The sequence below is a fragment of the Dactylosporangium sp. CS-047395 genome, from assembly GCF_050942185.1.
Lineage (GTDB): Bacteria > Actinomycetota > Actinomycetes > Mycobacteriales > Micromonosporaceae > Dactylosporangium.
In genome coordinates this window covers 3,221,125-3,244,356 of record NZ_CP192015.1, presented here as the reverse complement: position 1 = coordinate 3,244,356, position 23,232 = coordinate 3,221,125, and the positions used below count along the sequence as shown (strand labels likewise).

The following is a 23,232-nucleotide window of genomic DNA, read 5'->3' as shown; positions in this document are numbered from 1 at the left end:
GTAGAGCCCCCGGAGGTTTACTTGCTGCGGTGCCTCCAGCCTGCCTCGGGAGCCGGGGGCGGCTCAACGCAATTACGGGCCGGGAAGTAGTCGAGCACGTTCTCCAGCGTGGCCTTGCTGCCCTGTTCAACGGCTGTGGCGTACACCTCGGGAGTCAGTTCCTCGACAGCCCGCACATAGACCGCGGAAGTCCACGGACGGGTGGCGTCGGTGGCGCCCCGCACCGTCTGCGCGGCGGTCATCAGCAGCACCGCCCGGGCCGGGTCCCCGCCCAGCAGCGCGGCCTCGGCGGCGTCGTCCACGGCCGTACCGACCGCGAGGGCATCGAACGCCGCCCGCCCGAAGTCGACCGCGGTGCGGATCGCGTCCCGGGCCGCCTCGTGCGCGCCGTCGCGGGCCAGCAGCACCGCGCGGCCGGAGTGCAGCATGGCGAGCATCTGCGGCGAGACCCGGTTGTCCCCGACGATGTCCAGCGCGTGCGCGAACCGGCTGCGGGCCTCCTCGAAGCGGCCGGCGCGCAAGGCCTGGTCGGCGTACGCGTACTCGACGAACGCGATGCTGTCGGGCACGCCGGAACGGTTGGCGGTGCGGCGGGCCTCGGCCATCGTCGCGTCGGCGCGCGGATGGTCGCCGATCAGACGGTACAACTGGGCCAGTCGCACTTCTGTGACCGGCCGGTCCTCGGTCGATCCGAGCAGGCGCAGATAGGTCAGCGCCTCCTCGTAGTGCGCGATCGCCTCCCCGTGGCGCCCCTGGTGGGCCTTGGCCTCGGCGAGCGCGGCGAGCGCGAAGGACATGCCCCACCGCTCGCCGAGGCCCTGGAACGCCTCCAGCGAGGACTCGAACGCGGCCAGTGACTCGCCGGCGTGGGCGCCGGTGTTGAGCAGCGCGTGCCCGACGAGCAGGCGGCCGAGGCCGGCGATCCACGGATCCTCGTCGGCGGCCAGGGCCTTGATCCGCTCCAGGACGGAGCCGACCGGGCCCTCGCGATAGAGCCCGGCGACCGCTTGGAAGAGCCGGAAGAGCGGATGATTTCCCTGGTACTCCACTGCCTCCGAGAACCAGCCGTCGAGCATCTCGGTGTCGCCGAGGCCGTCGAACCCGTTCACGGCGGCCACCCCGCAGGCCAGCGCGCGGGCGTCCGGGTCGGCCGGCCCGGGCAGCGACAGCGCGGCGGAGGCCAGGGCGGCGCCCTCGACCCGGTGCCCGCCGAGCCACCAGTACCAGCCGACGACGGCGACGAGCCGCACCGCGAGGTCGCTGTCCCCGGCCGCGATGGCCCGGCGCAGCGCCCCGTGCAGGTTGTCGTGCTCGGCGCCGAGCTCGGCGAGCGCCTCGAGCTGCTTCGTGCCGCGCAGGTCCGGTTCGCGCCGCTCGGCCAGGGCCAGGAACCAGGCGCCGTGGCGGCGGCGCAGCTCGTCGGTCTCGCCGCGCTCGTCGAGGCGTTCCAGGCCGTAGGCGCGGATCGTCTCCAGCATCCGGTACCGCAGGTCGTCCCCGGCCAGCAGCAGCGACTTCTCGGCCAGGGTGGTGAGCAGCCCGTCGGGGTCGCCGAGGGTGCCGTCCGGGTCGCAGACCGCGGCCGCCGCCGCCAGGGTCGCCCCGCCGGGGAAGATGGCCAGCCGGCGCAGCATGACCCGTTCGGGCTCGGCTAGCAGGTCCCAGCTCCAGTCGACGACCGCGCGCAGCGTCTGGTGCCGCGGCCGGGCGGTCCGGCTGCCCCGGTTGAGCAGCCGGAACCGGTCGTCGAGCCGGTCGGCGATGTGGGCCGGGGTCAGCGCGCGGCAGCGGGCCGCGGCGAGCTCGATCGCGAGCGGCATCCCGTCGAGGGCCCGGCAGATCCGGGCGACGGCGTCCGGGTCGTCGGCGAGCCCGGGCCGCACGGCCGCGGCCCGGTCGGTGAACAGCCGCGCGGCCGAGTCCTCGCCGAGCGGCTCCACACCGAAGAGCGTCTCGCCGGTGATCCCGAGCGGCTCCCGGCTGGTGGCCAGGATGCGCAGCGGCGGGCACTCCCCCAGCAGCCGCTCGGCCAGCTCGGCGGCGGCCGCCACGATCTGCTCACAGTTGTCCAGCACCAGCAGCAGCCGCCGGTGGGCCAGGGCGGCGGCGAGCCGGCGCGGCGCGTCGTCGGGTTCGACCCGCCGCCCCGGCCCGGGCTTGCCGGCCGGGTCGCGCAGCCCGAGGGCGCCCCAGACGGCCTGGATGACGTCGGCCGGGTCGGTCACCGGCGCCAGCTCGACCAGCCACACCCCGTCCGGGAACTCCCCGGCCAGGGCCCGCCCGGTCTCGATCGCGAGCCGGGTCTTGCCGGCGCCGCCCGGCCCGACGAGCGTGACCAGCCGCCCGGCGGCGACCAGCCCGCGCACGGTGCCGAGGTCGGTGTCGCGCCCGACGAAGCTCGTCAGCGGGGCCCGCAGGTTGCCGGCGGCGGGTTCCCGGCGCTCCCGTTCGGCCTCGCCCCGCAGGATCCGCACGTGTACCGCGAGCAGCCCCGACGACGGATCCGCCCCCAGTTCCTCGGCGAGGCGGTCCCGGCAGCGCTCGAACGCCGCCAGCGCCTCGGCCCCGCGGCCGGCGTCGGCGAGCGCGCGCATCAGCAGCCCGACGAGCCGCTCCCGCAGCGGATGGGCGGCGACCAGGGCCTCCAGCTCGGCCACGACCCGCTCGCCGATGCCCAGCTCGGCCTCCAGCCGGTCCTCGACGGCGGCGAAGCGCAGCTCGTCGAGGCGGGCGCGCCAGGGCCGGGCGAACGCGGCGTCCCCGGCGTCGGCCAGCGCCGGCCCCCGCCACAGCCCCTCGGCCCGCCGGAACAGCACCACCGCGGCGGCCGGGTCGGCGCTCGCCCGGGCCTGCTCGACCAGCGCCTCGAACCGCAGGTGGTCGACGTCCTCGGCGGCCACGTCCAGCAGGTAGCCGGTCGGGCGGGCCTGCAGCACCCCGTCGGGCAGCACCCGGCGCAGCCGCGACACGAGCGACTGCAGCGCGTTGCCGGCCCCGCCGGGTGGATGCTCGCCCCACAACCCGTCGGCCAGCCGGGCGGCGGTGACGACCCGGCCGGGCTGCAGCGCGAGGAGGGTCACCAGCACCCGCAGGCGCGAACCGCCGACCTCGACGAGCTCCCCGTCGCCGGCGCGCACCTCCAGGGGGCCCAGCAGCCCGATCCGCACTCGCTCTCCCCGTCCGCTCGCCCGCGCCGGCGGTGGTCTAGGGTGCCGGTCGTGGTCCTGCTGCCGATCCACACGGAACGGCTCGTGCTCCGCGAGCCTACCGTCGCCGACGCGCGGGACGTCCTGGTGTTCCGGGGCGACCCGGAGGTCCAGCGCTACAACGACGACCCGCTGCGCACCCTCGCCGAGTGCGAGGCGTTCCTGGAGTACCTGCTGGCCGAGACGGCCGCCGACCTGCGCCGGCACTGGGCGCTCGAGGCCGGCGGGCGGGTGATCGGACTGATGGGCCTGCACAGCTGGCACCGCCTGCACCGCCGCGCCGAGCTGGGCTACGACCTGGCCCGCGCGCACTGGGGCCACGGCTACGCGAGCGAGGCGGCCCGCGCGATCCTCGACTTCGGCTTCGGCCCGATGCACCTGCACCGCGTCCAGGCGCACACGATCGCCGACAACCACCGCTCGGTGCGGCTGCTGCACTCCCTCGGGTTCACCCGGGAGGGGACGATGCGGGACTTCTCCCTGGAGGACGACGGTCGGTTTCACGACAGCGCCGTCTTCGGCCTGCTCCGCTCGCAGTTCCTGCCAGCGGCGTGACAGGGGTTTGCCAGCGCCCCCGCCCAGACTTCCGGGCATGACCGACATGGATGTCGCCGTCTCCGCGGACGGCACGGCGATCAGCTTCCGCAGCACCGGCCAGGGCCCCGGCCTCGTCGTGGTGCCGGGCAACAACCGGCGCGCGCACCACTACGAGCGATTCATGCAAGCCCTGCCACGGTACCGCGTGCACGCCCTCGACCGCCGCGGCCGCGGCGCCAGCGGTCCGCAAGGTCCCGCGTACTCGATCGAGCGCGAGGTCGACGACGTCCTGGCCGTGGCCGCCGCCACCGGCTCCGAACTGCTCTTCGGCCACAGCTACGGCGGCCTGATCGCCCTGCACACGGTGCTGCGGCGGCCGTTTTCGAAGCTCGCGGCGTACGACCCGGGCGTCAGCCTCGACGGCTCGTTCGACCTGACCTGGCTGCCCGACTTCGCCCGCCTGCTGGCCGCGGGCCGCCCGCACGCCGCGATGGCGACGTTCACCAAGCGCACCGGCCTGGTCCCGATCCCCCCGGCCCCGCTGGCCGTCCACTACGGCCTCGCGTACCTGCTGCTGCGCGGCAAGGACGGCGCCGACACCCTCGCCATGATGCCGACCACGCCCGGCGAGATCGGCGAGATCGCCCGCCTGGACTCGGACGGCTCGCGCTACGCGGCCATCACCACCCCGACCCTGCTGCTCACCGGCACGAAGGTCCCCGCGTACATCCGCGAGGTGGCGCCGCGGCTGGCGGCGATCATGCCGGACGCGCGGTGCTCCGTGCTGCCGGACGCCGACCACAACGCCCCGGACCTGAACCGTCCGTCCCTGGTCGCTGCACACGTGGACGCTTTCCTGACCGCTCGGTCGTGACCGGCTCTGACCGCCGACTTTCTCTGGAAGCCGGGGCGGCGGCCCGCACGCTTAGGGCCGCCGCGCCGGTGTCGCTTCAGCTGCCGTAGACCTGGAACTCGAACAGGGAGTATCCGTAGGCCGTGGCGCGCTGGGTGCCGTTGACCCGCACGTACCGGCCGGAGCCGGTAACGTTCAGCGTCTGGTTGCCGCCTGTGCCGGTCGTGGTGCTGTAGATCGTCGTCCACGTGCTGCCGTCGTTGGACGTCTGCACCTGGAAGGCCTTCGCGTAGGCCGCCTCCCAGTTCAGGTTCACCTTGCTGATCGCGTGGGTGGCGCCCAGGTCGACGCGCAGCCACTGCGGGTCGCTGAACGCGCTCGACCAGCGGGTGCCGGTGTTGCCGTCGGTGGCGTTCGCGGCGGCGGTGCCCGCGTTCTCCGTCGACGAGGCGGTGGTCGGGTGGCCCTGGGACAGCAGCGTGCCGCCGCCCGTTCCGCCGCCGGGCGTGCCGGTCAGGCCGAACTCGTAGAGCGAGTAGCCGTAGGCGGTGGCGCGCTGCGTGCCGTACACGCGGACGTATCTTCCGGATCCGGAGACGTTCAGCGTCTGGTTGCCGCCGGTGCCGGAGGTGGTGCTGTAGATGCTGGTCCAGTTCGTCCCGTCGGCCGAGGTCTGGACCTGGAAGGCCTTGGCGTAGGCGGCTTCCCAGTTGAGATTGACGCTCGTGAGGTTGTACGACTGGCCCAGGTCGACCTGCAGCCACTGCGGATCGCTGAACGCGCTCGACCAGCGGGTGCCGGCGTTGCCGTCGGTCGCGTTGCCGGCGGCCGTGCCCGCGTTCTCCGACGACGACGCGGTGGTCGGCTTGCCCTGCGCGATGTTGGTGCCGGGCGGCGTCGTGGTGCCACCCTTCTTGTTGTACACCGCGACCCAGTCGATGTTCATCTGCGCGCCGGAGATCGTGTTGGCGTTGGGACCGCCCCCGAACGCGTCGGGGAATCCGCCGCCCATGGCCAGGTCGTAGATGATGAAGAACGGATGGTGCACGGCGTTGTTCCAGGTCGTGGCGTCCACGCGGGTGGCCGGCAGGGTGAAGTAGTTCGCCCCGTCGAGGTACCAGCGAATCTCCTCCGGCGACTTGGACCGGTCGATCTCCACCGCGTACGTGTGGTACCCGGTCTGACACCCGGCGCACGCCCGCTCGCCGCTGCCCAGGCCGGTAGACTCGTTGCACGGCCCGCCCGGGTTGGTGCCGCAGTGCAGCGTGCCGAAGACCGAGCTGCGCCCGTTGATGTCCTCGAGAATGTCGACCTCGCCACTGGTCGGCCACGTCGTGCCGGTGCGCAGCGTGGAGCCGAGCATCCAGAACGCCGGCCAGTACCCGGCGCCGTTGGCCGTGGTCACGTTCGGCTGCTGGATCGAGGACTCCATCCGCACCACGTCCCCGGCGTCGGCCCCGAACGTGGCAGCCTGCGTCTCGATCCGCCCGGACGTCCAGCCGGCCCGCGGGTCACTGCCACTGTGCAGCGCGCGCAGCACCAGGTGCCCGGCGCCGTCCTGGAACACGTTGGCCGTGCTGTTGGTCATGGTCTCGATTTCGCCGGTACCGAAGCTGCTCCCCGGCCCCGTGTCGTACTTCCACGTCCCGGTGTTCACGCCGGTGCCCGAGGCCCCGTTGAACTCGTCGCTCCAGGTGAGCGTGAACCCAGCCGGCGGCGCAGGCGCGGCGGCGGCCAGCTGGGCACTGCTCCCGGCCGCGGCGTTACTGCTGGTCCCGGCGTTGGTCCCGGCGTTCGCCACGGCGGTGATGGCGACCAGTGCGAGCGTGGCCGCGGCAGTGACGCCAACGACCCATTTCCTTGTGGTACGCATGGCTCTCCTAGCTTCCTGGCGGGGACAGAGAGCGCTCTCTCAACCGGCACGCTACTCCTGGCTCATAGTGCTGCGTCAAGTGGGGAGAGCGATTTCCTGACGGTTTTGGTTAGCGCCACTCCCCCGCTTGCACACCGCCCCCGCGCCGCATCGCCGACGCTTGCACGCCATCACCGCTTGCACACCACCGCCGTGCCGCTTGCACACCACCGCCGCTTGCAGACCACCCCCGCGCCGCTCGCACACCACCGCCATGCCGCTTCACCGCGCTCACACACCACCGCCGCGCCGTCCTCACCGCCGCTCACACACCACCGCCGCGCCGTCCTCACCACCGCTCACACACCACCGCCGCGCCGTTCTCACCGCCGCTCGCACTCCACTGCCGCTCGCGCACCCGCCGCCGCGCCGCCGCTTGCACACCGCTCCCGCGCCGCTTCGCCGCCGCGCGCACTCCGCCCCCACGCCGCCTTGCGCGCACCACCCCCCGCGCTGCTCGCCGCCGCTTGCACACCGGCGCCGCGCCGTTTCCACCTCCGCTCTCGCACGCTTTGCAGCGCCCTTCTGCAGCGCCCGGGCCACGCCTGGGCCTCGGCGGCCACGCCGTCGATCATCAGCGGCGGGACGAGGGTCGTGCGGGGGTCAGCCTTCATTGACGCCCGTCGTTCGATGCCCGGATGCTCGCGGCATGACGATCCGGCTCCTGACCGCGTTCACCACCACGGTCATCACCGCCACCGCCGTCGCCGTCGGGGTCATCGCCTCGCCGGCGAGCGCCGCGGTCGACACCACCAGGACACCCGGCCTGGCCGACTACACCGTGACCCTCACGAGCAACAGCACCGGCGCCTCGTGGACCGGCCACGAGACCGTCACGTTCACCAACACCTCACCGACGGCGCTGCCCGAGGTGTACCTCCGCCTCTGGGACAACTACCACGGCACCTGCCCGTCGAACACACCGATCACCGTCACCAACGTGACCGGCGGCACCCCGGCCGCCCTCACCGTCAACTGCACCGCCCTGAAGATCACGCTCCCTGCTCCGCTCGCCCAGAACGCGTCCGCGACGATCGGCTTCGACCTCGGCATCGTGGTACCCGCGGGCGCCGACCGCTTCGGCCGCGACGGCGCGTACAACTTCATCGGCAACGCCCTGCCGATCCTCGCGGTCCGCGACGGCGCCGGTTGGCACCTGTCGCCCTACACGAACAACGGCGAGTCGTTCTACAGCCTCATCAGCGACTTCGACGTGACCCTGGACCACCCCACTTCCCTGTCGGTCCCCGCGACCGGCACCGCCACCGGCACTCCCGGCACGACCGGCCGCACCGTGACCCGCTCGCTGGCCACGAACGTCCGCGACTTCGCCTGGGCCGCCGGGCCTTTCACGAAGACCACCGGCGTCTCCCCCGGCGGCTACCGCGTCAACGTCTACCGCACGAGCGCCATCTCAGCGAGCAGCGCAAGCTCCATGCTCTCCACCGCGATGGGAGCCCTGGACGCCCACTCCGCCCGCTTCGGCGCCTACCCGTACGGCGAGGCCGACGTGGTGCTGGACAACAACTTCTGGTTCGGCGGCATGGAATACCCCGGCTTCGTCCTCGACGTCGTCTCCTCAACCGCCCTGGCCCACGAACTGGCGCACCAGTGGTTCTACGGCATCGTCGGCGACGACGAGTACACGACGCCGTGGCTGGACGAGGCCTTCACCGACTACGCCACCGACCTGTACTTCAACAAGACCGGCACCAACTGCTGGAACTCGGCGACCTGGCAGTCCTCCAGCGAACGCCTGACCAGCTCGATGGCCTACTGGGACGCACACTCCTCCCGCTACTCGACGGTCATCTACGGCTACGGCAAGTGCGCCCTGCACGACCTGCGCCGCACCCTCGGCACCACCACGATGTCCAACCTGATGCTCAACTACGCCCAATCCCACCGGTACGGCGTCTCGACCGTCCCCGACTTCAAGGCCGCGGCCCAGTCCGCCGCCGGCTCAACCAGCCTCGCCTCCTTCTGGACCACCCACCGCATCGACGGCTGACCCGCACCCTCCCCCTCCCGAAGGCGCGGGCTCCCGGTCCGCGCCTCACACTCCGCCGCTCGATCACGTTGCCGCGTCAGCACTCCGGCTCACCGACCCGACCTCGAAGCGCCACCGTCAAGCCCGCTCATACACCTCCGCTGGCTCCCCTCGCAGGCACTCCTCCCTGGCTCTCCTCCCTGGCTCTCCTCCCTGGCTTTCCTCGCTCGCTTTCCTCCGTTTGCTCTCCCCGTGTTCTTCTCCGCGTTGCCGGGTCCGCAGCCGCGACTCGCAACTCGCTCTCCTCCGTTTGCTCTCCCCGCGTTCCTCTCCGCGTTGCCGGGTCCGCAGCCGCGACTCGCAACTCGCTTTCCTCCGTTTACTCTCCCCATGTTCCCCTCCGCGTTGCCGGGTCAGAAGCCGCGACTCGCATCAGTCCGGCGCGGTCAGGAACTCCTCCACCATTCCCGGCAGCGACGGCGCCCCGGTGATGTCGTAATGCGTCCGCCCCGGGATGATCGCCAGCCGCGACGCCACCCGCTTCGAGGCGTCCCAGTCCGCATCCCGGAGCCCGCCCCCGAGCAGCGCATAGAACTCGCCGATGTGCGCGGGCGGGATCGAGTCGGCGTCGGCGTACATGAGCATGGTCCGCGCCTGAATCCGCGCCGCCTCCGGAGACCAGTCGTAGTCCCGCCGCAGCAGCTCCCCGACCTTCGTCGCCAGCACCGGCCAGTCCTCGACCCGCGGCGCGACCTTGGCATACGCAGCGTACAGCGGCGAGCCCTTCATCCCTTCCGCCGCCTCCGGCCCCAGCTGCGCCATCCCGGCCAGCACCTCCGGGAACCAGCCCGTCCGCCGCACCGGCGTCGAGATGACCACGAGCCGCCGCACCACGTCCGGGTGCTGGATCGCTACCCGAACGGCCGTCCCCGCGCCGAGCGAATACCCCATCACGTCGGCCCGCCCGATCCCCAGATGCCGGATCAGCGCGGCCACGTCATCGGCGCACGTCTCGTAACGCAGCGGCCGGTCCGCGTCCGGCGTGTGCCCGTGCCCCTGCAGCTCGACCGCGATCACCCGCCACCGCTGCGCGAGCGCCGGCAGCAGCTCCCCGAACATCTCAATCGTCCAGAACCCGCCGTGCAGCAGCACGAGCGGCTCACCGGCCCCGTGCTCCTCGTACCACAGCGAGACCCCGTTCACGTCGGCATACGTCATGGCCCGACCCTAGTCTCCAGCCGCCGCACGTACTCGCGCACCAACGGCGACCACGCTTCCGCGGGCCGCTTCTCGCCGACGATCTCGTACCACCCGGTCGTCTCGATCCACAGCCGCCGCAAGAACTCGTCGAACGAGTCCGCCACCTGCACAAGCTCGCCCTCCTCGGCGTCACCCGCGAGCACCGGCTGCGCCCCGCCTGACCCGTCCTGCCCGACGAACAGGTACCAGTAAACGCACCCCTGCGAGTCGGCCATGAACTCCACCAGCCGCCCGCCCTGGGACTCCCCGCGGTCCCGCACCCGCCAGAAACAGTCCGTCGGCGACGCGAACGCCATCGGCAACTCGGGCCGCGCGAAGAACTCGTCGAACGCCAGCCCGGCCGGCACATCGCCCGCCGCCTCCGCCCGATACATCCGCTTCCCCACCGGATCGGCCCCCACCAGCCACTCGTAGCCGGCGGGCACCTCAACCGCCGGCAGCGAAGCGAGGTCATAGAGCTGATAGGTGAACCTGCAGGGGAGGTAGTCCCCGAGACCGATGCCCCACCATCCACGGTTGAACTTCATGCCCGGAACGCTAGTCGGGGGGTACGACAAATTTCGGCGGGCTACTGTGGACCCCGGAGGCGTGCGGGCGGCTGGTGCCCCTCCCAGTCTTCAAAACTGGTGTGGTCCGGAATCCGGGCCAGGCGGGTTCGATTCCCGTCCGTCTCCGCCAACAGCCCCTGCCCGCGCGTGTGTGAGGCACGCTGCCAGTCCCGCCGGCGAGGGCTGTTCCAACCCGGACGGTGATCTCTCCGGCCACGAGTCGTGGCCAAGGCACCTCGTGCGGCCAGGTTCAAATCATTGTTCTTCCTTCCCTGGGTGATAAAGGATTTTCGCTCGTTCCGACGTGGTGCTCATGCAACTGCCGGCCGCTGCTGGCGCCCGCTGCCACCTGCGCTCGGATTCGCTGCTGTCCGCCGGCCGAGTCCAAGCGGGCGATCATCTCTTGACCCCGACGGACGACGCCGAGCTGCCGGACGGTGGCAGCCACGTCGACTTCGGCGGCGGCTCACACGCCCTGTTCGCACGCTCCTACGACGGCGCCGCGACCATGTGACGCCCGTCCGGAAGGCGCCTGGTCGCGCCCCTTCGGTGCAGAAACTCCAGCAACGGTACCGCCACCCGCCGAGTCGTCCCCAAAGCCTGCCGCGCCGAGCTCAACGTGAACGGCTGCTCCAACCGCGCCAGCCGTTCCAGCGCCGTCGCAGGCGCCGAGGGCAGCAGCACGATCCCGTCCGCGATGCGCAGCAGGAGGCCCGCCTTCGCCGCCGCGCCCAGTTCCTTCGGGCCCAGGCCCAGCGCCGCCAGCCGGTCGGCCTCCGGAGCCGCGAACGGGTGTGCATCCAGATCGGCCCGTACCGCGTCCAGCGCACGCCGCAGCTTCTCGGGCAGCCGGCTCCCGCTACTGATCCGACCGTCGCGAATCGTCAGCGGTGCCGCCACCAACCGCTCCACCAGGGCGCGGTCGGGCAGCCCCAACCGGCTGCGGATCGCGTCGACCGGTGGGTCGGGGTCGACCGGGTGCTGCTCGGCGTACGCCCCGACCTCCGCCGCCAGCCGCGCCCGCAGCGACTCCTCGTGCGCCGGGTCCAGCAGCCAGCCCGGCGCCGGGGCCGGCACGCCCATGCGGGTCAGGTCGTCGGCGTGGACGAGCTTCCGCCGGCGCAGCTCGTCCGCGGACGACGGGTGGCCGTCCATCGTGGACAGCTCCACAGCGCGCGCCGCCGCGGCGCCCCGCCGGCGCAGGGGCGGCGGGGACACGTCCAGCACCGTCACGCCGCCCGGGACGTGGTGCAGGCCCGGGTCGCGCAGCAGCGCCCGGTCGCCGACGTGCAGCGGCAGCGCGCGGGCCAGGCGGAGGCGCGCCGTGTCGGTGCCCAGCGGCCGCACATGCGCGGCGACCGCTGCCGATCCGATGTGGAACACCGCCGAGGACGGCAGTCCGGCGACCGGATCGCCGTGGATGCGCACGTCGATGAGGTCGGTGAAAGTGTACCGGCCGGGTGTGACAAGAGCGTCGCCGCGCGCCACCGCCGACCGTTCGACGCCGCGCAGATTCACGGCCACGCGGGCGACGGCGTCCACAGTGGAGACGGGCGAGCCGAGGGCTTGCAGGGCTCGTACGCGTACCGACGAAGCATGCAGCTCCAAGTCGGACTCGGCGCTCAGGCGGCCCGCCCCCAGGGTGCCCGTGACGACCGTGCCGCTGCCGCGGATGGTGAACGCGCGGTCGACCCACAGCCGCACCGGCGCGTCGAGGTCGGGCGTGGGCAGGGCGGACCCGAGGCGGTCGAGGGCAGCGCGCAGCTCGTCGAGGCCGGCCCCGGTGACTGCGCTGACCGCCACGCTCTCGACGCCGCCGATCGTGGTTTTCGCCAGGTGTTCCAGGGCCTGAGCACGCGCCGGGGCCGGGTCGGCGAGGTCGGCGCGGGACACGACGAGCAGCGCGTGGCGCACGCCGAGCGCGTCGAGGGCGGCCAGGTGCTCGGCGGACTGCGGCTTCCAGCCCTCGTCGGCCGCCACGACCAGTATAGCGGCCGGGACCGGGCCGACGCCGGCGAGCATGTTGGGCACGAACCGCTCATGCCCCGGCACATCGACGAACGCGACGGTCGCCCCCGACGGCAGGGTGGTCCAGGCGAAGCCGAGGTCGATCGTCATGCCCCGGCGGCGCTCCTCGGCCCAGCGGTCGGGCTCCATGCCGGTGAGTGACCGTACGAGCGTGGATTTGCCGTGGTCGACGTGCCCGGCGGTGGCGACGACCCACATGCCCGTCAGCGACCCGCCGCGCGCAGGATGGCCGCGGCCACCGACTTGTCCTCCGCCTCGGGCACGCACCGCAGGTCCAGCAGGAGCCGGTCGCGCTCGACCCGGCCGAACACGGACGGTTCCCCCGTTCGCAGCGGTTGCGCCAGTACGGCCGGCAGCGCCAACGCCGCCGACCCGAGCTCCACCGCCGGCGCCCCGCCCCCGCCGACGACGGCGACCGAGTCCACGACCGTAGCGTCGATCCCGGGCAACTCGGCCAGGATCGCCTCGGCCCGCCGGCGCAGCACGCCGACGTCCGCGCGCAACCCGCGCCAGGTAGGCGTTTCCGGCCCGAGCAGGGTGGCCTCGATCGCGGCAAGCGTCAGCTTGTCCACGCGCAGCGCCCGGGCGAGCGGATGCCGCCGCAGCGACTCGACCAGGTCGGCCCGGCCGAGCAGCAGCCCGGCCTGGGGCCCGCCGAGCAGCTTGTCCCCGCTCGCGGTCACGAGGTCGGCGCCGTCCTTGAGCACCGTGTCGGCATCGGGCTCGTCGGGCAGCACCGGATCGGGCCGCAGCAACCCCGATCCTATGTCCACGACGACGGGGGCGTCGAGGCCGGCGAGGGCGGCAACCGGTACCATGGAAACGAAACCGCGCTGAAAGAAGTTCGACGGGTGGACCTTGAGGATGAACCCGGTCTGCGCCCCGATCGCCCGCCGATAATCCTCCAGCGACGTCCGGTTGGTCGTGCCCACCTCCCGCAATCGCGCGCCGGTCGACTCGAGCAGGTCAGGCAGCCGAAACCCGTCCCCGATCTCGACGAGCTCGCCGCGGCTGACCACGATCTCGCGGCCGGCCGCCAATCCCGTGGCCGCCAACACGAGTGCCGCCGCACCGTTATTCAGCAGGTGTACCGCCTGTGCCCGCGGAACCGCCCCCGCCAGCGCATCCAGCGTCCCCCGTCCACGGCGGGCCCGACGGCCGCTGTCGAGGTCCAGTTCGACGTCGGTGTAGCCGGCCGCCTTGACCAGCGCCTCGATCGCCGCGTCGGACAGCGCGGCCCGCCCGAGGTTCGTGTGCAGCACGACGCCGGTGGCGTTGAGCACGGTACGCATGCCGCCGCGCAACCGCCGCTCGACCTCCCCGACCACGTCCGCGGCCGCGAGCTCCCCACGCCGGACCCGGTCGAGCTCCTCGCGCACCACGACCTTGGCCCGGTCCCGCGGAAAGCCGGCCAGCCGCGGATCATCCAGCACTGTGTCGGTCCTGGGCACCGCCCGTCGCGGATCCAAGGCAGCCTCACTCTCAGCGTTTCCCGTGCCCCTCCACGCTAACAGCGCGGAGTTATCCACAGGCGGCGATTGCTCCTGGCGCGCGCCGGGTGAGGGCGCGCACGCTGAGGGTGACAGACGAGACGGGGGTCCGCACATGCGCCGCTTCACCCTGTTCGCCCTGGACTGGACGGGCAAACTGCTCCTGCTGGTGGGCCTCGTGGCGGCCCACGGCGCCCTGCTGGCGGTGGTGCTGACGGCCATCTTCGCCCGGCGCCACCTGCACACGGCGGCCGACGGCATGGCCTGGGCCGGCTGGTGCCTGGGCGCCGCCGGCATCTGCTTCTGGCTGCACCGCCGGCTCACCGCGAGACAGGCGGCCGAGTCATGAAGGACGCAACCTCCAAAGTCACGAAAACCACGACCGTCCGCGGCCGCACCTACAAGATCTCGGCCGCCGCCACCGGCTCCGAGGACATCGACATCGAGGTCCTCCTGCTGAACGGGTCCGACACGGAGATCGGCCGCCTGGCGGGCCGCATCCCGCGCCCGAGCCTGCACGCGGTCGCGCTGTCGTTGACCGCCCTGGCCGGCATCACGGGCGGCCCCCGCGCACCGGGATCGGGCAACAAGCGCATCGACGAGCTGCGCAAGACCTACCCGAACGCGTACCAGCCGTGGACCGACGAGGACGACCAGCAACTGGCCAAACTCTACGGGGACGGCACCTCGATCAAGGACCTGTCGACGGCGTTCGGCCGCCGGACGGGCGCCATCGTCGCGCGGCTGGCGGTGCTGGGCCAGATCGAGGCCGCGGTGCCGCCCCGCAAGCCGCCGTCTCGGCCTTCCCCGACGGCTGCCCTGCCGACCGCCGCTGTGCCGGATCGCCCGGCCTCCACGGGCGGCGAGATGGACCCGCCGTTCTGAACGGACGCACGTCGGGGTCAAGATCTCATCGCCCGCTTGGACAGCAGCGAATCCGAGCGCAGGTGGCGGCGGGCGCCAGCAGCGGCCGGCAGTTGCATGAGCACCACGTCGGAAAGAGCCAAAAATCCTTTATCTCCCAGGGCAGGAAGAACAATGATTTGAGCCTGGCCGCATACGGTGCCTTGGCCACGACTCGTGGCCGGAGAGATCACCGCCGGGGTTAGAACAGCCCTCGCCCGCGGCACTGGCAGCGTGCCTCACCCAACGCGCGGCCAGAACGAAGAGCCCGTCACGGCCCGCTCCAGATGCACAGGCCCAGCACAACCACCACCAGGATCACCGTCAGCACGATCGTCATAGTCGTCGACAGGCCGCTGCGCTTGCCCTGGGAGTAGGCGCGCGCCGCATTCCACTTGCGCCGCTCCATGAACGACGGCTTCTCCGCCAACGACTCGGACCCAAGTCCGCCCGCCAAGCGAGTCAGCAACGCATCCACCGCCTCCGAGGTGACCCCGCGCGATGCGAGCCAATCGACAACCGGCGACGAAGGATCGGTTCGCAGCAAAGCGGCCAAGAGGTGCTCGGTCCCGATGTGCTCGGCGTTCGCCGTCATGGCGATCCGCCCCGCCTGCTCCAGGACCTGCTTCAACGGCTGGTCGAAGTCCGCCGGCGACTGGGCCGAGGCCGGCGGCGGCCCGGGATGGGGGTCGGTCCAGAGCGCGGCCGTGTTACCCGCGCGCAGGCTGTGCAGGGCGGCCGCCAGATCCTGGGGCGTCACCGAAGGGTGGGCGGCGGCGTGGGCGAACGTCGGCAGCAGGGCGATCGCTGCTCTAGCTTCCGTGGTGATACGGGAGAACACGAGTCACCTTTCTACCCCAAGAGGGCACCGACCTTGCAACCGGAGGCGAGCACGCTTCAGCCATGAAGCGGAAGATGGTCGCCGTGATGGCCGCTGCGGTCGCTGCGGCGGCGTTCGGGGTGCAGCCCGCGCAGGCCGCGATGCAACCCGTTGCCGTCGTCAAGAGTCCGGCCAAGGCGCGGGCCATGTGGTTGTGGTCGCAGGCCCAGCCCGCGGCCGTGGTGGCCTGGGCGAACAAGCAGGGCGTGAAGGAGATCTTCGCGGCCGTGTCGTGGCAGCCCGGGAAGGCCGAGGTCGCGCGGCTGCAGGAGCTGCGGGCGCGAACGAAGGCGGCCGGGATCAGGCTTTCCGCGCTCGGCGGGGATCCGAGCTGGGCGACCAACCCCAGGGATGCCGTCGCGTGGCGGCAGCGGGTCAGTGCGTTGCGGCTGTTCGACGGGGTGCATCTGGACGTCGAGCCGTACCTGCTGGCGAACTGGGCGCGCGATCAGGCGAGTATCGCGTCGAGCTTCCTGAGCATGTTCGACCAGGTGCGCAAGGCGGGGCCGGAGCCGCTCGAGGCCGATGTGCCGTTCTGGCTGGCGACGATCAAGGTGGGTACCCGGAACCTGGCCGAGGAGGTCATGGCGCGGGTCGATGCGATCACGGTCATGTCGTACCGGGACAGTGGGTCGGCGGTCGTCGGGGTCGGCACGGATCTGCTCGCGCGGGCGCAGGCGGGGCGCAAGCCGGTGCGGCTGGCGGCGGAGACGCAGCCGGCGAGCGATTGCTCGTACTGCACGTTCGCCGGCCGCTCCCAGAACGCCCTGCAGCAGCAGCTCACGGCGATCGATGCCGGGGCCGCCGGGTACAGCACGTATCAGGGTCTCGCTGTGCACGACTACGACAGCTGGTCGAAGATCAGCTGAACGCGACGCGCCGGTTGTGCGGGTCGAGCGCTTGAATGCGCACCGTGACGGTGCTGCCGACCGACGGCCGGTCCCTGGTCACCAGCAGGCCCGGCACGTCGCCGGACACCGTCAGGAACACGCCGAACGGCGTCAGCCTCGTGACGGTCCCGGCCACAACGTCCCCGACGTTGTGGCGGGCCACGAAATCGTCCCAACTCACCGCGAATCACCTCCTCTCCGAGCGAGCGCGAACGGCGTTGGAAACGCACAAAACTCGCGAAAAACGTGCGCGGAGGAGGCGGGCCACGGGCCCGGGGCGGGATCAAACGTCAGCCGGGCACAGCTCTCGTGAACGGCCAAAGGCCGACCCGGCAGTCATGCGCGCAATCGTACATCCGGCGCATGGCGTCCGGGGAGAGCCGTCCGTAGAGTACCGACGAACGCCGATGCGTCCTGCTGCGACCCGCCACGTTTCGCAGGCCGCCTCTGCCCGCCGCGCGCCGATGCCGGACGGGTCGGGAGGCCGCGCACTGCCGTCACGAGCGATGGGAGGGCCGGCGGGATGCCTGCTGCGCCGGAGCGAGTCAGCGTCGAGTTCGAGGGCGAGTCGGGGGGCGAGGGCCCGTTATCGTGGGGCCAGCTCGAGAACTGGTCCGCAATCGTCAAACAGGGCACGTGGCTGCCCCTGGGCGGGGTGAAGCCGCTGCCCCCGGAGACCACGATCGATGAGGTCAAGGGCGAGCTCCGGTACCTCATGAGCCGCTACGAACCAATGCGCACGTTGATCACGCAGGAAGCGGGCGAACCCCGGCAGATCGTCCACCGCAGCGGCACGATCGACCTGGCGATCGTCGACGCCGGCGAGCACGACCCGGCGCACGTGGCCGAGAACCTGTGCGAGGCCTGGCGCGCGAAAATGCTCGACTTCAGCACCGAATGGCCGCTGAAGATGGCGGTCGTCAGGCAACACGGCCGGCTCACGCACATGGCGGTGCTCATCTCGCACCTCGTCACCGACGCCGCCGGCGCGATGACCATGCTGCAGGAAGTCCCCGCGCGCACCGGCACGCCGGTGGAGGGGCTGCAGCCGCTCGCGCAGGCGCACTGGCAGGCGTCGCCGGCGGGGCAGCGGCACAATGCGGCGGCTCAACGGTACTGGCAGAACATCCTCGACACCGTCCCGCGCGACCGGTTCCCGAAGCCGGCGACCACCACGAAGCCGCGGTACTGGCACGGCGAGTTCACCTCCCCCACCCTCGGCCTCGCGGTGCGGCACTGGGCGGCGAGCACCGGCCTGGACAGCTCCACCGTGCTCCTCGCCGCGTTCGCGGGCGCCCTGCATCGCGTGTTCGGCGCCGATCCGGTGCTCATCCGGCCGATGGTGAGCAACCGCTTCCGCCCCGGCCTGGCGAACGTGGTGTGCACCCTCGCCCAGGCCGGACTGCTGAGCCTGCCGGCCACCGACGCACCCTTCGCCGAACTGCTCGGACGGGCGCGGCGGGTGACCACAGCGGCGTACAAATATGCGTACTTCCACCACACCGGCGTGCAACGCATCATCGACGCGCACGACGTCGAGATCGGCTGCTACTTCAACGACCGGCGCGGCCCGTCGCGCGACGAGCCGATCGAGCCGGGCGAGTCCGCGTTCCGGTGGGTGACGGCCCAGGACGCGCCGACCTTCGAGCCGCTGTTCGTGCACGTCGACGACGTCCCCGGCACGCTGCGCCTGAGCCTCTACCTGGACGCCGACCACGTCGCCCCGGACGACGCCGAGCAGGTCATGCGGGAGATGGAGCGTCTCGCGAAAGCGTAGCGAGCGGCGCCGACGCGCCGAACCGGTGCCCCTGCCCGTAGTCGCAGCCGAGGGCGGCCATGGCGGCCGCCTGCTCGTCGGTCTCCACGCCCTCGGCCACCACGGTGACGCCCATGCCCGCGCAGATCTGCACGATCGAGCGGCACACGGCCTCGCTGCGACCGCCGTCGGCGACCGTGAACGAGCGGTCGAGCTTCACCTCGTGGACCGGCAGTGCGTGCAGTTGCGCGAGGGCGTTGTACCCGGTGCCGAAGTCGTCCAGCGCGAAGCGCACCCCGAGCCGCCCGAGCCGGCGCACGGCCCCGGCCGCGGCCGCGAGGTCGGGCAGCGGCGCGGTCTCGGTCAGTTCGAGGAGCAGCCGGTGCGGGGCGAGCCCGTGCCGCAGCACGGCGTCGCGGACCGTCTCCTCGTGCTCGGGCCGGCCGAGGCGCGCGGCCGAGGTGTTCACGTGGACGGCGATGCCCTCCCACGCCCCGCGGAACCCGGCCGCGTCCCGGCAGGCGCGGTCGAGCACGAAGTCGTCGACGAGCCGGATCAGCCCGATCTCCTCGGCGGTGGCGATGACCAGGTCGGTGGAGACCGGGCCGAGGCTCGGATGCGTCCACCGGGCGAGCGCCTCGACGGCCACCACGGTCTCGTCGGCGAGCCGGACGATCGGCTGATAGTGCACGTCGAGCCCGTTGCCGTCGCGCAGGGTGGCGGCGAGCGCCTCGGCCAGGTCGGAGCTGCCCGTGCCGTCCGGCAGGTCGACGCGGTACCGCACCAGCCGCCCCTTCCCCCGCCGCTTCCCCGCGTACATGGCGGCGTCGGCCCGGCGCAGCATGACGTCGGCGGTCAGCGCGGAGCCGGCCTCCACCAGTCCGATGCTCACCCCGATCGTCACCGTCTGCCCGTCGAGGTCGAACGGCCGGCCGACGGCGTTCATGATCCGCTCGGCCGGCTCGCCGGGGTCGCCGCCGCCTTCCAGCAGCACCGCGAACTCGTCGCCGCCGACCCGCGCGACCGTGTCGGCCTCGCGCACCGCGCCGCGCAGCCGGGCCGCGACCTGCCGCAGCAGCCGGTCGCCGGCGTGGTGGCCGAACCGGTCGTTGACCGTCTTGAAGTCGTCCAGGTCGCAGAAGAGCACGGCGAGCGGGTGGCCGTCGCGGTGGTGCAGGGCGAGTGCGTGGGCGAGGCGGTCGTGGAAGAGCACGCGGTTGGACAGGCCGGTGAGCGCGTCGTGGAACGCCTGGTGGGTCAGGCGCGCCTGGCTGTCCGAGACGCGGTCGAGCAGGACCGCGTTCTCGATCAGCGTCACCGCCTGCCGGATGATGAGCAGCGAGATGACCGCGGTCTCGACGGCGATCTCCACCCCGTCCATCTCGATGCCGCGCACGAGTTGCACGATGAGCAGCACGCCGGTGCCGGCCACCGGGACGTACGGGAGCAGCAGCTGCACCCAGCGCGAGCGGCGCGCGGCCGGGCGGGCCTGCGTCTCCGCGCCGGTCTTGAGCGCGGCGACGGCGACGAGGGCCATGCCGGCGGTGAAGCCGGCGTCGGCGAGCGGCGGCATGCTGTCCGCGCCCTTGGACACCAGGTACGCGAACACGCTGTCGGAGAACGTCAGGCACACCAGTCCGGCGCCGAGCACGGTCAGCTGGGCTCGGTTCGCGGGCGTGGACGCGGCGAGCAGCAGGATGACGATGACCGTGAGCACGAGATCGGTGACCGGATAGGCGATGGCGACCGAGTACGCGAACGCCGACCCCGCGCCCGCCCGCACCACCGAGCCGAGCGTGGTCGCCCAGGTGAGCACGAACAGCGCGCCGACGACGATCAGCCCGTCGAGCACCATGACCAGCTGCCCGGGCCGCCGCCGCGGTCCGTCCCCGGCCGGGCGGGCGGCGGCGAGCGAGACGACGGCCGGCAGCGCGAACACCGGCAGCATCAGGTAGCCGGCGTCGGCCGCCGAGGGCGAGGGCAGCGCGTCGGCGCGGAACAGCTGGTACCAGCTCCAGATGAACTGCCCGATCGTCCATCCGAACGCGCCCGCGCCCATCCACAGCCGCCAGCGCCGCTGGGCCCCGGACCGGCGGGGCGCGGTGAGCCAGCAGGCCAGGGTCGCGGCCGCCCCGGCGCCGAACTGGCCGAGATCGTCGACGAACTGCGACCACCAGGGCGACAGCAGCCCCGATCCGCCCAGCCCGACGACGGCGGTGACGGAGACGGCCGCGACGAGGAGCGGCTTCGAAGCGGATCCGCGCGGCAACTGGCTCCATCCTCACCAGGACGTGCTCAGGACCATTCGGCCGCTACGGTACCGCATCCACCGCCGTCAGAGCCGCACATCGACCTCCGCCGCCGCGTCGAGCAACACCTCGCGGTCCGGCGCCGGCCGGACGGTCACGGTGAGCGCAAGATCGGTGTAGGGGAGCTTCTGGACGACCCGCAGCCCGCCGTCCTCGGCGAACAGCGCCGCCGGCCGCCCGTGCAGCGAGACGATCTCCCCGCCGGGCTCCGATTCGGGCGTGGGCGCCAGCGTCGCGGTGAGCGTCCCGCGGCCCCGCGCGGATCCGTCGGCCACCACGGTCGTCGCCCAACGATCTTGGTCAATCAGGCTCATCGTGTACCGCACGTCGGGCGCCCAATCCACCATCAGCGGCTTGTCCAGCCAGAGCGAGTGATCGGCCACCGACGCCGCCAGTTGCACGACGGCGGCGCGCCCGAGCCCGGTCCCCACGGCGTCGAGCGAGACGACCCCGCCGAGCCGCGCCGGCCAGGTGACCCGCGCCGGCTCTTCATAGACCCCGCGGACCGCCCCGACGTCGACTGGCTCGCCGTTCGGCAGCCCACCCGGCCGTACCGTCAACGTGATGTGCGGCCCGCCCGGCGTGACGCTGTAGCTCCGGGTCGCGATGACCCCGCCGGGCCCCTCCTCGATGGTGCGCAGCCGCTCGCGATAGCCGTCCGGCGGCTGCTCCAGCTCATAGGGCATGGCGACCCGCACCTCCGGCGTGCGGGCGGAGGGCGGTCCGGCCGGCGCCTGTCCTTCTCGTGTACCGCCCGGCAGCGCGGCGATCCCCGCCACCCCGAGGACCGCCACGAACGCGGCGGCCACGAACCCGGCCCGCCGCCGGCGCGCCCGGCGACGGCTCAGGACCGGCAGGGCGGCCCGGATCCGCTCCAGGTCGGGCGCGGCGGCCTCGGCCCGCTCGTGCTGGGCGCGCCGCACGAGTTCCTCGATCGGCCCGGTCATCGCGGCTCTCCCGTCGGCAGCAGGGCGCTGGGCAGCGACGTCCGCAGCGTGGTGAGGGCCCGCAGCAGGTGCGTGCGGACGGTGCTGACCCGGCACCCGAGCTCGTCGGCGATCTCGTCGACGGACCGGTCGGCGTAGAACCGCAGGGCGATGACCGCGCGCTGCCGCGGTGGCAGCGCCCCGATCAGGCGCATGACGGCGTCCCGGTCGTCGTACTGCCCGGTCGCATCGCCCTGCGGCGCCAGCAGCCCCTCCAGTGCGTCCCCGGCGTGGATCGTCCGCGCGGCCCGGCGCCGCCGCCACGAGAGGAACTCGTTGACGAGCATGCGCTGCACGTACCGCTCGGGCGCGTCCAGCCGCTGGATGCGCTCCCACCGCGCCTGGGCCCGGACCAGCACGTTCTGCACGATGTCCTCGGCCAGGTCGGCGTCCCAGGTGACGACGGTGGCGTAGCGCACCAGCGCCGCCAGCCGTACCGCCACGAACTCCTCGAACGTCACAGCACCTCAACGCATCGGGGACGGCGGAACTGCTACCCGATCCTAGAAAGTTTTCGCCGCCTCCACCGCGTCGGCCTGCGCGCGGGCGCGGCGCTCGTCGACCGCGTCGGTGGCCAGGTTGGGCCGGAACTCCACCGGCGTGATGTCGGTGATGCCGGCCCAGCGCAGCCAGCCCTCGAAGTACGGGGCCTGGAAGTCCGCGCCGAACGCCGGGCCGCGGCCTTCCCCGTAGACGGCGCTGGTGTACACCACGGCCGCCTTGCGCCCGGTGACGAGGCCGGAGTAGCCGAGCGTGCCGTCGAAGCCGAAGACCATGCCGGGCTGGCTCACCACGTCGATGAACTGCTTGAGGATGTACGGCACGCCGGCGTTCCACATCGGCACGGAGAACAGGTACTTGTCGGCGGCGGCGAAGCGCGCGAAGGCCGCCCGCGCGGCGTCCCACGCCCGCGCGCCCGGGCCGGTCGGGGTCAGGCCCGCGAACACGTCCATCTTGGCGGTCGCGGCGGCCGGGCCGAACTCGGGCAGCGTGCCGTCCCACAGGTCCCACTCGTCGACCTCGTCGTCCGGGTGCAGCTCGCGGTACACGTCGAGGAAATCGCGGGCCAGGGCGAGCGACTCCGACCGTGCGCCCCGCGGGGACGCCGAGATGTGCAGCAGCTTGGACATCGGTTCCTCCAGGTTCGTTTGTGTGCGTGCGCACGCAACGTTAGGCGATGTGTGTGCGCACGCACAAGAGTGGTAGGGTGTGGCCGTGGACACCGAGGCGTGGGGCATGCTGCTGCGCGTGCACGCGGCCCTGACGCCGGTGCTCGACCAGGAGCTGCAGGCCGCCCACGGCATCCCGCTGACCTGGTACGACGTGCTCCTCGAGCTCAACGCCGCCCCCGCCCGCCGGCTCACCATGTCCGAGCTCGGAGCGGCCGCGGTGGTCAGCCGCAGCCGGGTCAGCCGGGTCGTCGACGAGCTCGTGCGGGCCGGGCTGGTCGAGCGGGTGGCCAACCCCGAGGACAAGCGCTCGGCCTTCGCCAAGCTGACCCCGGCCGGGCGCACCAAGCTCCGCGCGGCCGCACCCACCTACCTGGCCGGCATCGAGCGCCACTTCACCGGCCGGATGACCCGCGCCGAGGCGCAGACGGTGGCCGCCGCGCTGGGCAAGGTGCTGCGGGCGCACGAGGCATCGACCGTCATCCCGCTCGGCCGCACCCGGTAACGGGTTCGTG

Annotated in this window: 21 protein-coding genes and 1 tRNA gene; 10 read left to right on the top strand and 12 right to left on the bottom strand. The window is 72.6% G+C overall.

Annotation, left to right across the window (positions count from 1 at the left end; translation table 11 throughout):
• Positions 1–17: 17 nt before the first annotated feature.
• Entirely contained in the window at positions 18–3,167 is a 3,150-nt protein-coding gene (locus ACQP00_RS15200; protein ID WP_433219433.1) for an AfsR/SARP family transcriptional regulator, read from the bottom strand.
• Between the two features lie 51 nt (positions 3,168–3,218).
• On the opposite strand from ACQP00_RS15200, the gene ACQP00_RS15195 reads away from it, so the two are divergent.
• Both ACQP00_RS15195 and ACQP00_RS15190 read left to right on the top strand, forming a co-directional pair.
• The gene (locus ACQP00_RS15195) at positions 3,219–3,761 is read left to right on the top strand and encodes a GNAT family N-acetyltransferase (RefSeq protein ID WP_433219431.1); all 543 of its coding nucleotides are present in this window, start codon (positions 3,219–3,221) and stop codon (positions 3,759–3,761) included.
• Between the two features lie 37 nt (positions 3,762–3,798).
• Positions 3,799–4,617 (top strand): alpha/beta fold hydrolase, encoded by an 819-nt coding sequence (locus ACQP00_RS15190; protein ID WP_433219429.1) that lies wholly within the window; start codon positions 3,799–3,801, stop codon positions 4,615–4,617.
• Positions 4,618–4,693: 76 nt separating this feature from the next.
• Here the strand turns inward: ACQP00_RS15190 and ACQP00_RS15185 are convergent, their stop codons facing one another.
• Positions 4,694–6,469: a galactose-binding domain-containing protein gene (locus tag ACQP00_RS15185; protein ID WP_433219426.1), complete on the bottom strand. Its 1,776-nt coding sequence runs from the start codon at positions 6,467–6,469 to the stop codon at positions 4,694–4,696.
• 688 nt (positions 6,470–7,157) lie between these two features.
• Between ACQP00_RS15185 and ACQP00_RS15180 the strand changes: the two genes are divergently transcribed.
• A complete protein-coding gene (locus ACQP00_RS15180) occupies positions 7,158–8,519 on the top strand; it encodes a M1 family metallopeptidase (RefSeq protein WP_433219424.1) in 1,362 nt (453 codons plus the stop codon).
• Positions 8,520–8,930: 411 nt separating this feature from the next.
• Here ACQP00_RS15180 and ACQP00_RS15175 read toward each other — a convergent pair whose 3' ends face one another.
• Positions 8,931–9,716, bottom strand: coding sequence for an alpha/beta fold hydrolase (locus ACQP00_RS15175; RefSeq protein WP_433219423.1), 786 nt, complete (start codon positions 9,714–9,716; stop codon positions 8,931–8,933).
• Entirely contained in the window at positions 9,713–10,285 is a 573-nt protein-coding gene (locus tag ACQP00_RS15170; RefSeq protein ID WP_433219421.1) for a hypothetical protein, read from the bottom strand. Before ACQP00_RS15170 ends, ACQP00_RS15175 begins: the two co-directional genes overlap by 4 nt.
• A gap of 55 nt (positions 10,286–10,340) precedes the next feature.
• Between ACQP00_RS15170 and ACQP00_RS15165 the strand changes: the two genes are divergently transcribed.
• Positions 10,341–10,436 (top strand) — tRNA-Sec (locus tag ACQP00_RS15165).
• Positions 10,437–10,619: 183 nt separating this feature from the next.
• Positions 10,620–10,820, top strand: coding sequence for a hypothetical protein (locus tag ACQP00_RS15160; RefSeq protein WP_433219419.1), 201 nt, complete (start codon positions 10,620–10,622; stop codon positions 10,818–10,820).
• Here ACQP00_RS15160 and selB read toward each other — a convergent pair.
• Together selB and selA are read right to left on the bottom strand one after the other, a co-directional pair.
• Positions 10,796–12,532, bottom strand: coding sequence for a selenocysteine-specific translation elongation factor (selB, locus tag ACQP00_RS15155; RefSeq protein WP_433219417.1), 1,737 nt, complete (start codon positions 12,530–12,532; stop codon positions 10,796–10,798). The genes ACQP00_RS15160 and selB overlap by 25 nt on opposite strands.
• A gap of 5 nt (positions 12,533–12,537) precedes the next feature.
• Positions 12,538–13,767, bottom strand: a complete 1,230-nt coding sequence (gene selA / locus ACQP00_RS15150; RefSeq protein ID WP_433219415.1) for an L-seryl-tRNA(Sec) selenium transferase — start codon at positions 13,765–13,767, stop codon at positions 12,538–12,540.
• 172 nt (positions 13,768–13,939) lie between these two features.
• On the opposite strand from selA, the gene ACQP00_RS15145 reads away from it, so the two are divergent.
• Both ACQP00_RS15145 and ACQP00_RS15140 read left to right on the top strand, forming a co-directional pair.
• The gene (locus ACQP00_RS15145; RefSeq protein WP_433219413.1) at positions 13,940–14,173 is read left to right on the top strand and encodes a hypothetical protein; all 234 of its coding nucleotides are present in this window, start codon (positions 13,940–13,942) and stop codon (positions 14,171–14,173) included.
• The gene (locus tag ACQP00_RS15140; RefSeq protein WP_433219411.1) at positions 14,170–14,709 is read left to right on the top strand and encodes a hypothetical protein; all 540 of its coding nucleotides are present in this window, start codon (positions 14,170–14,172) and stop codon (positions 14,707–14,709) included. Before ACQP00_RS15145 ends, ACQP00_RS15140 begins: the two co-directional genes overlap by 4 nt.
• Positions 14,710–14,998: 289 nt before the next feature.
• On the opposite strand, the gene ACQP00_RS15135 is transcribed toward ACQP00_RS15140, so the two are convergent.
• Positions 14,999–15,568: a Clp protease N-terminal domain-containing protein gene (locus ACQP00_RS15135; protein WP_433219409.1), complete on the bottom strand. Its 570-nt coding sequence runs from the start codon at positions 15,566–15,568 to the stop codon at positions 14,999–15,001.
• A 62-nt stretch (positions 15,569–15,630) separates the two neighbouring features.
• On the opposite strand from ACQP00_RS15135, the gene ACQP00_RS15130 reads away from it, so the two are divergent.
• Positions 15,631–16,476, top strand: a complete 846-nt coding sequence (locus ACQP00_RS15130; RefSeq protein ID WP_433219407.1) for a hypothetical protein — start codon at positions 15,631–15,633, stop codon at positions 16,474–16,476.
• On the opposite strand, the gene ACQP00_RS15125 is transcribed toward ACQP00_RS15130, so the two are convergent.
• On the bottom strand, positions 16,469–16,678 hold the full coding sequence (locus ACQP00_RS15125) for a S1 RNA-binding domain-containing protein (RefSeq protein WP_433219405.1): 210 nt from the start codon (positions 16,676–16,678) through the stop codon (positions 16,469–16,471). The genes ACQP00_RS15130 and ACQP00_RS15125 overlap by 8 nt on opposite strands.
• 342 nt (positions 16,679–17,020) lie before the next feature.
• Between ACQP00_RS15125 and ACQP00_RS15120 the strand changes: the two genes are divergently transcribed.
• Positions 17,021–18,274, top strand: coding sequence for a condensation domain-containing protein (locus ACQP00_RS15120; protein WP_433219403.1), 1,254 nt, complete (start codon positions 17,021–17,023; stop codon positions 18,272–18,274).
• On the opposite strand, the gene ACQP00_RS15115 is transcribed toward ACQP00_RS15120, so the two are convergent.
• The 4 genes from ACQP00_RS15115 to ACQP00_RS15100 form a co-directional block, all read right to left on the bottom strand.
• A complete protein-coding gene (locus ACQP00_RS15115; protein WP_433219401.1) occupies positions 18,240–20,522 on the bottom strand; it encodes a putative bifunctional diguanylate cyclase/phosphodiesterase in 2,283 nt (760 codons plus the stop codon). The two genes, ACQP00_RS15120 and ACQP00_RS15115, sit on opposite strands and share 35 nt — an antisense overlap.
• Positions 20,523–20,588: 66 nt before the next feature.
• Complete coding sequence (locus ACQP00_RS15110; protein WP_433219399.1) at positions 20,589–21,509, bottom strand: hypothetical protein; 921 nt, start codon at positions 21,507–21,509, stop codon at positions 20,589–20,591.
• Positions 21,506–22,009 carry a SigE family RNA polymerase sigma factor gene (locus ACQP00_RS15105; RefSeq protein WP_433219397.1) on the bottom strand — a complete coding sequence of 168 codons (504 nt, stop codon included), beginning with the start codon at positions 22,007–22,009 and terminating at the stop codon, positions 21,506–21,508. The genes ACQP00_RS15110 and ACQP00_RS15105 overlap by 4 nt, the downstream gene beginning before the upstream one ends.
• Before the next feature lie 42 nt (positions 22,010–22,051).
• Positions 22,052–22,678, bottom strand: coding sequence for an FMN-dependent NADH-azoreductase (locus ACQP00_RS15100; RefSeq protein ID WP_433219395.1), 627 nt, complete (start codon positions 22,676–22,678; stop codon positions 22,052–22,054).
• A gap of 85 nt (positions 22,679–22,763) precedes the next feature.
• On the opposite strand from ACQP00_RS15100, the gene ACQP00_RS15095 reads away from it, so the two are divergent.
• Positions 22,764–23,222, top strand: a complete 459-nt coding sequence (locus ACQP00_RS15095; RefSeq protein ID WP_433219393.1) for a MarR family winged helix-turn-helix transcriptional regulator — start codon at positions 22,764–22,766, stop codon at positions 23,220–23,222.
• Positions 23,223–23,232 lie beyond the last annotated feature (10 nt).

Coding starts and splice junctions, on each gene's coding strand:
- ACQP00_RS15190 (WP_433219429.1), top strand. CDS start 3,799: ATGACCGACATGGATGTCGCCGTCTCCGCGGACGGCACGGCGATCAGC.
- ACQP00_RS15185 (WP_433219426.1), bottom strand. CDS start 6,469: ATGCGTACCACAAGGAAATGGGTCGTTGGCGTCACTGCCGCGGCCACG.
- ACQP00_RS15180 (WP_433219424.1), top strand. CDS start 7,158: ATGACGATCCGGCTCCTGACCGCGTTCACCACCACGGTCATCACCGCC.
- ACQP00_RS15175 (WP_433219423.1), bottom strand. CDS start 9,716: ATGACGTATGCCGACGTGAACGGGGTCTCGCTGTGGTACGAGGAGCAC.
- ACQP00_RS15170 (WP_433219421.1), bottom strand. CDS start 10,285: ATGAAGTTCAACCGTGGATGGTGGGGCATCGGTCTCGGGGACTACCTC.
- ACQP00_RS15160 (WP_433219419.1), top strand. CDS start 10,620: ATGCAACTGCCGGCCGCTGCTGGCGCCCGCTGCCACCTGCGCTCGGAT.
- selB (WP_433219417.1), bottom strand. CDS start 12,532: ATGTGGGTCGTCGCCACCGCCGGGCACGTCGACCACGGCAAATCCACG.
- ACQP00_RS15145 (WP_433219413.1), top strand. CDS start 13,940: ATGCGCCGCTTCACCCTGTTCGCCCTGGACTGGACGGGCAAACTGCTC.
- ACQP00_RS15140 (WP_433219411.1), top strand. CDS start 14,170: ATGAAGGACGCAACCTCCAAAGTCACGAAAACCACGACCGTCCGCGGC.
- ACQP00_RS15130 (WP_433219407.1), top strand. CDS start 15,631: ATGAAGCGGAAGATGGTCGCCGTGATGGCCGCTGCGGTCGCTGCGGCG.
- ACQP00_RS15120 (WP_433219403.1), top strand. CDS start 17,021: ATGCCTGCTGCGCCGGAGCGAGTCAGCGTCGAGTTCGAGGGCGAGTCG.
- ACQP00_RS15110 (WP_433219399.1), bottom strand. CDS start 21,509: ATGACCGGGCCGATCGAGGAACTCGTGCGGCGCGCCCAGCACGAGCGG.
- ACQP00_RS15100 (WP_433219395.1), bottom strand. CDS start 22,678: ATGTCCAAGCTGCTGCACATCTCGGCGTCCCCGCGGGGCGCACGGTCG.